A 14,011-nucleotide genomic window follows, 5' to 3' on the forward strand; every position below is an offset into this window, starting at 1 on the left:
CTACGTATTCGTAAATCTTGAAAAGGGATGGAGAGACGCTCTTGAAAAAGTATGTGAAGGGTTTTTTTCTAACGTGGTGTCTCTGGACTTCAGGGACTGTGTGGGCACTGAACATTCCGCTGGTGGTGACGAATCCCTCGCCAGACGTCCGTAGGGTATCGGAGCCTGTCACAAGTGGGGTGCCTCTGCCGGAAAAGGCACAGATCACAAATATCGGGGCTCTGGGCCTGCGCAGCTCCGACGGCCGGAGAGTGCCAGTCCAAATGACGGCGCTCGCTCGGTGGCATGGGACGCCTGAAGAGCAGTCCAAGCCCATAAAGTGGCTGCTCGTGGATTTTCAAGCGGATGTGCCTGCCGATGGAACGGCGACGTACTTTTTGGTTGACGACAGTCAGCCGGTGATTCCGGAACTTCGAGTCAGCGTGACGTCTTCTGGCGATCTCATGAACATTGATACCGGAGTTGCGGAATTTGTGATCAACAGGGCGGTCTTCAACTTTTTCGACCAGGTCAGGCTCAAGAGAAGCGGGACGTCACGGGGCGTGACCGTTTTGGACCAGGCAGGGAAGGGAGGTGTGGAGCTCCGGGACGCCCTGGGCAATGTTTTCAATTCGCTTTCGCAGCGACCCGAATTAGTGGAAATCGAGGAGAGTGGTCCATTGCGGGCAGTCGTTCACGTCCGGGGAGTGCTGCGTTCATTCTCCGGGGAATTTTTCGCGCCCGCAGTGCACAACCCGGATCAATACCCACGATTCAACCAGCCCTATGAGCATTCATTTTTTTACTACGACTGCCGGATTCATTTCTACGCGGGTAAATCTTTCGTCCGTATTGTCTTGACCATAGAAAATAATGGCGCCAACGGCCGGACCAACCCGGAACAGTCATACGCTCCCATACAAGCGGTGGTTTTTGACAAACTCGAGGCCGTGTTTCGCCAGCCCATGGGACGAGCCTCCGAGTTTTGGACCGAAGGTGTCCATGTGCCGGTCGAGCCCGGCGAGACGATCTCGCTTTTGCAGGACTGGAAGGAAAACTTGGCAAATCCAATGAAAGGGACTTTGGAACCCACATTTGAACTGGGTCCGTACTACAAGATTTTCTCCAATCAATCCGTGATCGCCGAGGGGGCGAGACATCCCGGCTGGTTCCACGTGGCGGGTCCTCAAGGAGTGAGCCTTGGGTTGGGCATCCAGCACTTCTGGCAAAATTTCCCAAAAAAGATTCAAGTATCCGCTCAGGAGTTGCGTATCGGATTGTGGCCGGAAGAAGGTTATTACCCTTATTGTCGTAGCGAAGATTTCCCTGACCCGAAGTTTGATCTTTACTGCCGTCAGGCTGGGCGGACGCCCAATCTGTATCTTTTTGACGCGGGAAGACATAAGACCCATGAATTGATCATCAGTTTCGGCATGGAAAACAATCCGGAATCTACTAAAGCATTAGCTGCAAGCTTACAACAACGCCTGATCGCCGTGGCCTCTCCATCGTGGTACGCAGAGACAAAGGCTATGGGGTTTCTCCGTCCCGCGGGAACGGACCACGACGATGCAGAGATTCGAGAAGCCATGGAGCGGTTTGATCTTTTGCAAAAGGCCCTCGTCGATCCCCAGGTTTCGGAAAATGGGTGGACTATCGATACATTACGCACGGCATCTCCGCCGCACTGGAACTATAACTCCCAGAACCGGTTTTTCGGGTGGATGCACTTCGGAGACCTTTTGTGGTCCGGGCAGGTTCCCAGTGCTTTGCATTACGATTGGTGTCTGGGGATGACATTGAACTTCATGCGAACGGGCGTACGGGGGTTTTTCGATGCCGCCCAACAGATGTGCCGGCACCGCTACGACATCGATCAGTATCACGGGGAGCGCACAGATACCCAGAACAACCACAAGTGGATCAACCACATGGCTTTTTATGAAACGGATGCCCATGCGGATCCGACGATCTCCGCCTACATGCCTTCGCGTGTCGCCGGCCCCAGCCACACGTGGAACGGCGGTTTGCTGCTCTGGTACCTTCTGACGGGGGACCGAAAAGCCCTCGAGGCCGCTCAAGAAGTCGGTCGAGGTGCCATGAATTACTTTGGGACCGGAGGGCTCAAGGACGCGACAAAACAAGCCTGTGCAGCGGAAGAAACGCGGTCGGAAACCTGGCCGATGCTGAATTTGATTCACCTGTATCGAGTCACCGGTGACCCAGAGCACTTGCAAGTCGCTTACAACATCGCTAAAAACAGGATCCTTTACCGGGAACAAAAAGCCGGGGCACAAGGCTATTTCGGCATGGGTAACAATTGTGATGCCATTGTCACAGGGCAGCAATACAATACAATGTATTCCTATGCCTTGGATCCTCTCATCCAGATTCACTATGAAACACGGGATACGGACCTGGGCGAACTTATCTTGAGAATGGCCGATTTTATGAAGAATAAATATCTTTTCGGGGGCGATACAAATGCGGAAGGACTCTATCGTCCCCTGCAATCCCTGTATGTCTGGGTTGAGGAAGACCCTGACGGCAGTGAAAGCGGAAAAACCGGGGAAGTGGTGAAAGATACCTTCAATGGCGACCTTTTCGCATACGCCTACAGATTGAGCGGAAACCTTGAATACCTCCAATGGGCGAGGAAAAGTTTTCGAGATACGATGTTCTACTACACCGTGAAAGGCAGCACCTATATCAATCCTGCTTATCGGGCGACGCTCAGTTTTATCGATGAAATGTTTGCGGGAACAGAAACGAAAGTTCATGGGTGGCTGGGCCGCACAAACCAAGTGTATCTCGACATTGAAACAGAGGGTGCGGGTGAGCCTTAACGAGTGTGTTCCATGCACGAAGTCCATGTGTTTTTGACTGTAGATGTGGAGTGCAGTATTGGCGGCGCCTTTGCCGATGCCGCATTAAAACCTGTAGGCAGTGAGAAGCGGATTTTCGGCCGCCTCCATGATCGTGAGTACGGTATCTCTCTTATGATGGATATCGCCGAAAGGTATGGGTTATCTCTTGTTTTTTTTGTGGAAACATTCCAAGAGCGCTACTTTGGTCCGATGGAAACCCGAAAGGTGGTTCACACCATTCTTCGGCGCAACCATGACGTTCAACTCCATCTCCATCCCAATTATCTCAACTTTGATTTGGAACGTCCTCAGGACCTGAAATTTTCCGATCTTTGTGGCGATTATCCACTCGACGCACAAGTCCAGATGATCTCAGAGGCGGCTCGGATGCTCGAGCGTGGGGGGGCTCCGAAGCCCTTGGCTTTTCGTGCCGGATGCTTCGGAGCGGACGTGAAGACGCTCAGAGCTTTGAAAATCAACGGGCTTCTCATCGACAGCTCTTACAATCAGGCCTATGTGGGGACCACATGCAAGCTGCCCAACTGGGCTGTGAACGATGTGACGGAACAGGAGGGGATTTTCGAATTTCCTGTGACGCAGTTTGTGGAGTCCTCGGGGCTGCGTCCCCTACGTTCCATGCCGTTGGATATCAACGGCGTCAGTTTTGAGGAAATCAAATATGTTCTGAATGCGGCGAGAAACGGAACCGGCCCAAGAAACATTACGGTCCTTTTGCATTCGTTCAGCTTCCTCAAACCTTACGACGTCCAGTATCGGAGAATGCGGCCCCGGTGGAACGTCATCCGGCGCTTCGACAAGCTCTGTCGGTTCCTGGCGGCAAATGCATCCAGCTTTCGGGTGCGGACTTTCCGTGAGCTGTCTCGCAAAGAGCTGGAGCACGCGGTGGGGAACGCCAGGCACAACCGACCGCAGGTGCCACCTCCCATCACATGGCGTCGCTTGGCCGAACAGGCTATGGACCGCTGGCTCTAAGGGGACAATGCCGGCACCGATTCACGTCATGCATGTTCTAGGAAACTTGGGGGTAGGCGGGGCCGAGATGGGCGTTCTTAGGCTTATTCACGGCCTCTCCGAGCCGAATCTGCGCCATTCCATCACCATTGCCGGTTCGGACCAGACTCTTCTCAATACTGCTGCCATGGATATTCCCTGCCATGCGCTTGGCCTTGACGGGCGCTCTTACACGGCCTTCGGACGGATGGCCATGCTTTTCAAAAGGTACAAGGTCCATGTGGTCCATGTCAACAACTTGGCCCTTTGGCCCGATGCGGTGCTGGCGTCGCGGCTGTCGGGCTGCCGGTGCGTGGAGACTTTTCACGGAGTTGAAGACCCAAGGCTGAGGTTTTCTTCCACCAAAAAAAAGCTCTACAAGGCGGCCGGACTTCTGAGCAGCCGAGTGACGGCGGTTTCGGAAGAGGCGAGAGCGCTTCTCGCGGCGCTGACGGGAATCGACCCCCGAACCGTCGAACTCATTCCCAATGGAGTCGATACCGCCCGATATGCTCCCGCCCCTTCCAAGGAAGCCAAGCGGATGTTGCGCCAAAGGAAAGGGCTGCCTCCGGACGGGATAGTCGTGGGATGCGTCGCGGCCCTTCGGCCCGTAAAAAACCACGAGGGACTCTTGGAGGCTTTTGCCCATGCCGTTTCGGATTTGAGGACCTCGGTTTTTCTTGTGCTGGTGGGAGACGGCCCGCTTCGGGCTGACATGGAACGTCGCGCACGGGGGCTGGGATTGGAACACCATGTGTTTTTTTTGGGAAAGCGAAGCGATGTGGACGACCTTTTGCGCTGCTTTGACCTTTTCGTCCTCAATAGCCACACAGAGGGCCTGAGTTACGCCCTGCTTGAAGCCATGGCGTCCGGTCTTCCAGTGGTGGCCACAGCCGTCGGCGCAGCCGTGCGACTCGTGCAGCAGGGCAGACAAGGGTTCTTGGTGAATTCGGGGGACACGGTTGCTCTCGCGATGACCCTCCGCACACTGCTGGAAAACCCGGCGATGTTGCAGCCCATGGGGGAAGAGGCACGAAAGACGGTCCAGTCCGAATACGGTATCGAAAGGATGCTCCAACGCTACAAGGCCCTCTATCAAGAGGTGGCCTCAAGGGCCTGAAACCGCGTGTTGGGCATGCCCGGCATGAAAAACGGCGTGAGGGGGGGATGCACGAAGATGATTGCGGAAACTGTGAGCCGGCAGGTGTTGCCGCACCCGCGTGCCGGGGTGGGAGCCGGATTGTGCGGCCGGTGATTTTGGGGACCTGGAGCCCCCCCGTCTTGGCGTGCGTGCGCAGCTGGGGGCGAAAAGGTTGGCCGGTGGGCCTCATCGCGGTGCAGCCCCGAGACGCCGTGGCCCCGGCGTCTCGGTACCTGGCGGCATGGTGCGCTATAGAACCCCATCGGCTTGAAACACCGCAGGGCTTTTCCGTGATCCGGAATTTTCTTGAGATCTTTCGGGCGGACGGCATTGCCTGCATCGAAGAGCGTGTGGGCGTGTGGCTTCAGAGAGAAAGCCGCTGTCACGGGCTCCCGTGCACGGTGTGGTTTCCCGACGCCGAGCGCCTGCAGCGGCTGCTTGATAAAAGAGTTCAAATTGAAGCCGCTCGGCAAAGCGGCCTTCGCGTTCTCCCCACCGTGATCATCGATCCACCGGGCCATGAATTACGTTCCATTCCCCAGGAGTTCTACCCTTTGTGCCTTCGGCCCGCCGCCGGGGGGGTGGAGCCGGCTTTCAAGGTGCGGGTGGTCTCGAACCGAGAGGCTCTGGAGGGCTTTATCTCCGGTTTGAAGCGCCTTGCCGGCCCCCTGATCGGGCAGCCTTTTCAGCATCTCCCCAACCTGGTGGTTCATGGGGCCCGGATGGCCACAGGTAGGGTGATGGGTTTGCAGGGCTTTCTGGTCCCCAGAAAGTTCGAAGGGGTGACCCTCGAGATCCAACCCATGCCGATTCCCCATGACTTGGAAGCAGGGTGCCGGGCATTTCTGAAAAATCTGGGCGTGGTGGGACCGTTTCATTTTGAATTTCTTTGGAATCCCCGGACGCAAAAAGCCTGGTTTCTTGAAGTGAACAATCGCCTCGGGGGAACCACAGCCAAAGTGCTCGCGTGCGGCTACGATGAACCCGCTTACCTTCTTGCGGCCTTCGGTGCTGCGGCTCCCGGGGATGAACATGACGGCGCCAGGGTCCAAGGCACGGCTTCGAGCCGGCAGGCGCTCTTGAAATACCTCCTGTACGCTGTCACGGGACGCCTCACGCCCCTGGATTACCCCCAAGAATCCACCGCCCGACGCGTGATGCACACCCTGAAGGCCCTGTGGGGCTATCGGGACGATGTGGCGGCGGCCGATGATCTCCAAGGAAGCCTCAGTCTCTATTGGGCCAACGTGCGCCCCAAACTCCAGTCCCTGCTGGAACCTTTCCGAAAAAGGCCCGAAAAGGGTTCACAGCCCGCCCGAAGATAGCGGCGGATCGGTCTTTTTGCTGGTGCATGGCGCCCGAGCCACCCTACTGGTGCCGACGCATCGAAGGCCGCGAGAATGACAAGAAGAGCTGCAAGACATGGTAGGCGCGATGGCGGTTTTTTCGGGCTCGAAAAATCCATCCGGAAGGCGGATCGCCTCTTCGGTGCTCCTTCGAAAGTGCGGTCTGGATCTGGGGGCTCTCGAAGAGCGTTCTTTCGCGCGGGCGGTTCACGGAATTGACGGATGGTCCTTGATGCGGCCTGCGACCGGCTGTTAGCCGCAAGATAGAAGAGGAGTTCAATCGAGTGTGCGGGATCTGCGGCATTTTTCATCGTCACGGCAAGCCCGTGCCCCTTGTGTCCCTGCGGCGCATGAACGACACGTTGCGGCACCGTGGACCTGACGGGGAGGGCTATTACCTGAACAGCCGTCCCCCTTTCAGCCTGTGCCAAGGGTCAACCCCGTTGCCCAGCGAAGCTTTTGGAGAATCGCGCCCGGGGGATTTTATGCCCACCGTGGGTTTGGCCCACCGGCGCCTGGCCATCATCGACCTCCACACAGGGGATCAGCCCATGAGCAACGAAGACGGCTCTGTGTGGGTCGTCTTTAACGGCGAGATTTACAACTTTCAGGCGTTGCGCCGGGAACTGGAAGAACGCGGCCATCGGTTCCGCACGGCATCGGACACGGAAGTCATTGTGCACGCTTGGGAAGAATGGGGCGAAGAGGCTGCGAGGCGGTTTCAGGGCATGTTCGCCATCGGGTTGTGGGATGACAAGCGGCAGGTTCTGTGGCTCGTTCGAGACCGTTTGGGCAAAAAGCCCCTCTACTACGCCGTGGACCGGGACCGATTGGTCTTCGCCTCCGAACTCAAAGCCATTCGCAAACTGGGGGAATTCCCCTGTGACGTGGACCCCGAGGCCGTGGACGCGTATCTGAGCTATGGCTACGTCCCGTCGCCCATGTCCATTTTCAAACAGGTGCGGAAGCTGGAGCCGGCCCAATGGGCCCTGTGCACCAAGGAGGATTTCACTGTACACACCTATTGGCGTCTGGAAATGGGGGACTCCGTCACAAACCGGCCCGAAGACGTCCTGGTGGAGGAATTGACGGAACTTTTCGACGACGCCGTGCGGCTGCGGCTGGTGAGCGATGTGCCCTTGGGGGCTTTTTTGAGCGGCGGGGTGGATTCCAGCGCCGTGGTGGCTTCCATGGCCATGCAACAGCCTCAAAGACCCGTGAAAACCGCCTCCATTGGGTTTTCGGAACGCCGCTATGACGAACTGGCTTTTGCCCGCCAGGTGGCCGATCGCTACAAGACGGACCATCGGGAATTTGTGGTCTCCCCCGACGCGCTTTCGGTGATCCATCAAATCGTTTGGCATTTCGATGAACCTTTCGCCGACGCTTCCGCCATTCCCACGTGGTACGTTTCCCAAATGGCGCGGCAGGAGGTCACGGTCGCTCTCTCGGGAGATGGAGGCGACGAAGTCTTTGCCGGCTATGCCCAACGCTATCGCATGTGCCGGCTGGAAGACGGGATTCGAAGGGCGCTTCCGGCATGGATCCGCACCGGGGTCTTGGGGCCTTTGAGCTGTTTTTACCCGCGGCTCGATGGATGGCCGCGGCCGCTTCGTTTGAAGAAGTTCCTGGGCAACCTCTCGCGATCCTTCGAAGAAGCGTTCTGTCGGGACATGGCTTTTTACTTCAAGCCGGAAGAAAAGCATACACTTTACCGACCCGAGTTCCAAAGGCTGCTCCCGCCGGGACGGGCGGAACACGTCCTTCTTCGCCACTTTGCGGATTGCCCCAGCGGGGATCCCGTCACACGGGCCCAGTATGTGGACATCAAGACCTACCTGCCGGAAGACATCCTGGTCAAGGTAGACCGCATGAGCATGGCCCATTCGCTGGAGGTGCGGGCCCCCCTGCTGGATTACCGGCTGGTGGAATGGGCCGGCAGGCTGGCAAGCCGCTACAAGCTTAGCGGCTCGGAATCCAAAGCCATTTTCAAAACCATGAACAGAGCGCGGCTGCCCGGGGACGTCCTTTATCGAAAAAAACACGGATTCGTCGTGCCCCTGGCCCAATGGCTGCGCGGCAAATTGCGCGGGCTCGTTGAGGAGACACTCTTTGCCAAAGACTCCCTCACAAGGGAATATTTCCGGGAGGATACCGTTCGAAAATTGTGGGCGGCCCACCAAAGCGGCCGTTTTGACAATGCCACCCCCCTTTGGGGTCTGATGATGTTTGCATTATGGGGGCGCACCGGCGTGTGAACCGAGAAAGGAGGTGGATCCATGCATCCCGGCTTGGTGAAACATGTGATTTTCCCGCTCCACGAGCGGCTCCTGGGTCGCCGCACTTTCGAGTTTCTGCGGCGGCTGGAAAGAGAGCAATGGGCAAGCCCGGAAGAGTTGGGGCGGCTTCGCTTGGAGAAACTGCGCTCACTTTTAATTCACGCGCAGCAAAACATCCCGTTTTACGCACGGCGGTTCGCCGATGTGGGTTTTGATCCGAAACGGTTCAGCGACTTTCGGGACCTGGAAAAGCTGCCGCTGCTCACCAAAGCGGAGATTCGAAAGAACCTCAAGGATATGCTGTGGAAAAACTGTCCCGGTGGGCTGTTTCGCTACAACACGGGCGGCTCCTCCGGGGAGCCGCTGGTCTTTTATTTCGATCGGCGCCGTCAGGCCTATGATGCGGCGGCACGGGCGCTGACGCACCGCTGGTGGGGCATCGACATCGGCCATCGGGAATTGTACCTTTGGGGCTCCCCGCTGGAAATCACCAAGCAGGATCGGATGAAAGACCTCCGGGATCGACTGACGAACCAGCTGCTCTTAAGCGCCTTTGAGATTTCGGCCCAGCGCGTTCCGGAGTTTGTGAAGGCATTTCGAAAGTTCCGGCCCGATTGCGTCTTCGGCTATCCCAGCACCATCGATCTCTTCTGCCGCATGGCGGCGTCTCAAGGGTACCGGCTGGACGACGTGGGGGTGCGCGTGGTATTTTGCACGGCCGAAGTGCTTTACGATCATCAGAGGCAAAGCATCGCCTCCCATTTCGGCGGCGTTCCCGTGGTGGATTCCTACGGGAGCCGGGAAGGTGGCTTCATCAATCACCAGTGCCCGGAAGGCTCCTATCATGTCATGGACCCCAACTACATCATCGAATTCCTTCGGGATGGGAAACCCGTGGGGCCCGATGAGAGCGGCGAAATCGTCATCACCCATCTGGATGCCTGGGGCATGCCGTTCATTCGATACCGCACCGGCGATGTGGCGGGGCCCCTCGCCGGGTGTTGTCAATGCGGACGAGGCTTCAGCCTCATGAGCCGGGTGCAGGGCCGCAGCACCGATTTTGTGGTGACCCCGGACGGCCGCTGGCAGCACGGGCTTTCCGTCATCTATGTGGTTCGCGACATCGAGGGGGTGGACCAGTTTCGGATCATCCAGGAAGACTTTGACGACGTTCGAGTCCTTCTCAAAGTCCACGCTGAGCTCTATCCGGGGGACGGTGACCAACGCATTGTGCGGGGTTTCAAAAAGCGCATGGGCGAAAAAGTGAACGTGCGGATCGAACATGTCTCCGACATTCCGCCGGAAGCCTCAGGAAAGTACCGTTATGTGATTTCCAAGGTGGCCGAAACGGCGAGCCGCGTTTGAGAAGCAGACCTGCGGATGTGCGCGGACGGGAAGGCGATGCCGACCGAGGACGCTGTGTCCGAGCCATGACACGTGCCGATAAATCCAGGCAAACCGGCCTTGATCCGGGTGCTCTTTTCTGTCCCCCCAAGGCGCTGCCCGCCGGTGAATAGGTCGGATGGTCCGGTACAGACGAGCCTACGGGTTGGCGCTCGATTGAGAAAAGTGCAATGCACACCCCTTGAACCAGGGGCTTTGACTGCGGACCGAGGCGCCGGGAAGGGGGCTTTTAGACAAGGCCGGAGCCGAGCCACTCTTTCATCCGTTGCGGGGAATGAGCGTCCCGACCAAGGCGGCGCTCGGTCCTCTTCTTGGAAAGTCCCGTAGGGTTTCATACAAAGTGAACCGTTTATTCCGTCTCATCTGGCATGGGCTGGCGCTCTGGGGTTTGGTAAGCCTGATGGGCGGGGCCTATGTGGGTTACAGAATCCTGCACTCTTATGACCTGACACCGCGTCAGCTTGTGGTGAAGGCCGCGCATAAATTCGGGCTGTTTCCGGAACAGGTGGCCGAAGTCGTCAGGCCCGGGCCCCGGTATCAGGCAAAGAGTCTACAGGGACAGATGCTTTCCGGGCATCCGAGGATTCTTTTTTCCGGAAGAGAAGCGGTCTCCGACCTTCGACGTCGCTATGCCTCGGATGTGGCTTATAAAAAAAGAGTAGATGAAGTGGCTGCGGGTGGGGGGATCATCAGCAGCGCAGTGGCCTGGGTTTGTCGAGGCGATCGGGCAGCCGGCCAAAAAGCGGTTGACACATTGCTGGACGCTGTCCTGGAGACGCCCCGGGCGGAAGGAAACTATGGCAATGGATTGGAAATTGCGCTGGCCTACGACCTTCTTGGGGACCATCCTGCCTGGAGTCCGGAAAACCGCCAGCGCCTCAACCTCAAATTGCGTAAGAATCTCCAAGATTCCATGCTTGTTTTGGACGGCGACTCGGCATCGCTCTGGCACGGGAGGACCCAGTTGGCGGCTTCCGCCTGGGTGGTGGCCGCCGCCATGGACTCTCACGGTCCGGAAGACACGCTGCTTCAGGCCCAAGCCCAGCGGCATTTTCTGGAATCAGTGGAAGCGTTTCGCCTGAGCGGCGGATGGCCTGAAGGTTACAATTATTGGATCAACAATCGGGCGTTTCCTTTCGCCCTGGCCTGCCTGGCCCATATCAATGCCGTCCGCGAAGGGGATCTCAAGGCGCTCATGGTTGATACGCTCACCCGATTGGGCCTTTGGACACTTCTCGGAACGGAGCCCATCGGGCGCTTTGTCCTTTATGCCGACACGGGCCCTCGAAACGACCTGAAAGACGAAACTCAACGGGTCGTGGATCTTGTGACGCTGGGAACAGGTCTTCCCATCTTTCGGGATTATTCGCGATACCTCACCGGTCTTCACGGGAGCGAGGCCTATTACAGTGGTTATCGCTGGGGGATTCCGCTCTTTCGGGGCTTAGCCGAATGGGACCATGGTCCGGAAGACGCTTTGCAGGACTTGAGCGTGCTGGAAGGCCGGGTGCCTCGAAGCGCGGTCTTTGGCCGCGAAATGGGCATGGGGCAGGTGTTCATCCGCTCGGATTGGGGACCCAAGGCCACATTCATTTCCTTTCACGCGGGGCACACTTTGACTCATCACGGCCATTACCACGCCGGACATTTTACCGTGACCAAAAAGATTCCCCTGGCCATCACGAGCGGGACGTACGGCGGATTCACCTCGCCGCACCGCCTCCATTATTACATCCGAACCGTGGCGGCCAACTCTCTTCTTGTGCTCCGTCCCGGAGAACGGGTGCAGCCCAATCGGTTCTTCGAAACCAACGTGGCCGACGGCGGTCAGCGCCTCGTTATGCCCACAGGAAGCGCCGTGGTGAGTCTTGCCGATTGGCGGGCGAACCTCCATAAAGGGCGCCACTACGAGGGCGGGACCATCACGGCCTTTGACAATCATGACCCGCGTTTTGTCTACGTGGCGAGCGATCTGACCGGCGCTTACAACAACACACGCTACGACGACAACGGAGAAGATGGGAAAGTCGAAAAGGTGGAACGATCCCTGGTCTACCTCGCCCGAGAAGACGCTCTGGTGATTTACGACCGGGTGGCCGCAGTCCAGCCCCACTTTACGAAGAAATGGTTGCTCCACAGTTGGACGAAACCGGAAACGGCCCGAGAACGCGTGCTGGTAGGGACACAGGACAACGGCATCCTTGAATCACAGGATCGGCTGGCCGTGTTCCGAAGGGATCAGGCGAACCTTTATGTCTACACTTTGCTTCCTGAAGATGCGGTCCTTCGCAAGGTGGGCGGGGTCGACTATCGCTATTACGTGGAAGTGGACGGCGACGACGGGGATTTGGATGGGATCAACATGGGGGAAGGGGCATCGGAGCAGCCCTGGTTTGACGCCGGCCTGTGGCGGCTGGAAATTCAACCTGCGGGAAAACGCAAGGCGGACTGCTTTCTTATCGCCCTGAAGCCCTCTCTTGCCGGCGAGGCATCGACTTTTTCAGAACCGCCTGTGCGGATTGACGCGGGACGGGCCGAAGGGATTCTGTGGGGACACACGGTGGTGCTTTTCGGAAAAGACGGGAACATCCAGGATGAGGTTTCCTATCTTGTCCCGGAGAGGGCTCAGCCGATGTTTCATCTGATGGTGAACTTGCCGGCCGGGACTCCCGTGATGATTTCATCGGCGGGAATCGAGCACCGGACGCAGGCGAACAATGAGGGGGTCGCGCTGTTTGAAACCCCGGCTGGACCTGCGGGTCGGGTGACGGTCCGCATCGGACGGATGTGACGTCACGGGGCAAGGAATGCTGAACGGTTCCCCTCCCCATGGTTGGATGGGTGAGCACGCTGTGGACAGATGGTTTCGCGACCGCGACGAAACCGCCGACAATACCCGGCGGTCGGCCTGATTCTCATAAACCTGATCGCAGAGAACACATATTGGCATAACGAGCTTGGGACACCCCGAAAAAATGATCTAAGGTCTTGAGACGAAATGCGAAAACTTACACATCATCTCCTGGCGAAGTATTATAGTGGAAAGCTTCATCCATACAAGATTTTTCAATCAAAGGTTGAAGATCTTATCACATCTGGCGCGGAAATCATCCTGGACGCGGGGTGCGGTCGAACTGCAAGTCTTCTCAAAGAACTTTCACCCAAACCACGGATGCTCATCGGGATGGATCTCATTGCTTTCGATGATCCCATGAGTGAAAATATTCATCTCATCAATGCGGATGTTTCGAGAATTCCACTAGCGGATTGTTCCGTCGATTGTATATGTTCCAGGAGCGTTTTCGAACATTTGGTGAATCCTCGCGCAGCTTACGCCGAAATGTACCGCGTTTTGAAACCCGGCGGTTACTTGGTCATCCTCACGGCCAATATGTGGGACTATGGAACGCTTATGGCCATCGTTATCCCTGGGTTTTTACATCCACGGATTGTCAAGGTCGTCGAGGGAAGACAGGAAGAAGCTACCTTCCCGACCGTTTACAAGAGCAACACATATTCAGCCATCAGAAGACACGCCGAAAAAGCAGGTTTTCACATTGAGCAGTTTGAGTACCTGAGCCAATATCCCAATTATCTGATGTTTAACAGTTTAATTTTTTTTCTCGGGACGTGCTATGAGCACCTCATTCGAAAAACCAAATCCTTGGCTTTTCTAAGAGGATGGATCCTGGCCGTTTTGAGAAAACCCTGATCTCACCGAGGAACTCCCTGAAGCAACAAAGGAAAGCGGGCGAAGATTCGGTTTTTCAGTGTGAGTCGTTATCCGTAGCGTTATGTGTGGCTTTTGGAGTCAATTTCGCGCCGGCTTCTGACACGGTGTTTTGCGAAGGCATGAAGGGGGCGCGGTGGTTTCACCCTGAGGTTTTGCGGGCTGAACAGCGGATATGAGAATCTTTGTTGCCGTGACAGTGGGGGTGTTGCTGTGGGGCGCTGGATCTTCGGCCCTGGAACCGCACGAGGTTT

8 protein-coding genes are annotated in these 14,011 nt (G+C 57.0%); all 8 read left to right on the plus strand.

The window, feature by feature from the left end:
- Nucleotides 1-41 precede the first annotated feature (41 nt).
- The 8 genes from ACZ5K9_RS12325 (at nt 42) to ACZ5K9_RS12360 (ending at nt 13,739) form a co-directional block, all read left to right on the plus strand.
- On the plus strand, nt 42-2,825 hold the full coding sequence (locus ACZ5K9_RS12325) for a hypothetical protein (RefSeq protein WP_464271632.1): 2,784 nt from the start codon (nt 42-44) through the stop codon (nt 2,823-2,825).
- A gap of 12 nt (nt 2,826-2,837) precedes the next feature.
- Entirely contained in the window at nt 2,838-3,839 is a 1,002-nt protein-coding gene (locus ACZ5K9_RS12330) for a polysaccharide deacetylase family protein (RefSeq protein ID WP_464271633.1), read from the plus strand.
- A gap of 7 nt (nt 3,840-3,846) precedes the next feature.
- Entirely contained in the window at nt 3,847-4,977 is a 1,131-nt protein-coding gene (locus tag ACZ5K9_RS12335; protein WP_464271634.1) for a glycosyltransferase, read from the plus strand.
- Between the two features lie 47 nt (nt 4,978-5,024).
- A complete protein-coding gene (locus tag ACZ5K9_RS12340; RefSeq protein ID WP_464271635.1) occupies nt 5,025-6,323 on the plus strand; it encodes a hypothetical protein in 1,299 nt (432 codons plus the stop codon).
- A 305-nt stretch (nt 6,324-6,628) separates the two neighbouring features.
- Entirely contained in the window at nt 6,629-8,602 is a 1,974-nt protein-coding gene (asnB, locus tag ACZ5K9_RS12345; RefSeq protein WP_464271636.1) for an asparagine synthase (glutamine-hydrolyzing), read from the plus strand.
- 21 nt (nt 8,603-8,623) lie between these two features.
- Entirely contained in the window at nt 8,624-9,988 is a 1,365-nt protein-coding gene (locus tag ACZ5K9_RS12350; RefSeq protein WP_464271637.1) for a phenylacetate--CoA ligase family protein, read from the plus strand.
- A 379-nt stretch (nt 9,989-10,367) separates the two neighbouring features.
- Entirely contained in the window at nt 10,368-12,818 is a 2,451-nt protein-coding gene (locus ACZ5K9_RS12355; protein ID WP_464271638.1) for a hypothetical protein, read from the plus strand.
- 207 nt (nt 12,819-13,025) lie between these two features.
- Nucleotides 13,026-13,739, plus strand: coding sequence for a class I SAM-dependent methyltransferase (locus ACZ5K9_RS12360; protein ID WP_464271639.1), 714 nt, complete (start codon nt 13,026-13,028; stop codon nt 13,737-13,739).
- Nucleotides 13,740-14,011: the final 272 nt, after the last annotated feature.

It is taken from the genome of Desulfosoma profundi, from assembly GCF_055387865.1.

Excerpts from the sequence above, each read along its gene's own strand:
- ACZ5K9_RS12330 (WP_464271633.1), top strand. The coding sequence starts at position 2,838 with ATGCACGAAGTCCATGTGTTTTTGACTGTAGATGTGGAGTGCAGTATT.
- ACZ5K9_RS12335 (WP_464271634.1), top strand. The coding sequence starts at position 3,847 with ATGCCGGCACCGATTCACGTCATGCATGTTCTAGGAAACTTGGGGGTA.
- ACZ5K9_RS12340 (WP_464271635.1), top strand. The coding sequence starts at position 5,025 with ATGCACGAAGATGATTGCGGAAACTGTGAGCCGGCAGGTGTTGCCGCA.
- ACZ5K9_RS12350 (WP_464271637.1), top strand. The coding sequence starts at position 8,624 with ATGCATCCCGGCTTGGTGAAACATGTGATTTTCCCGCTCCACGAGCGG.
- ACZ5K9_RS12360 (WP_464271639.1), top strand. The coding sequence starts at position 13,026 with ATGCGAAAACTTACACATCATCTCCTGGCGAAGTATTATAGTGGAAAG.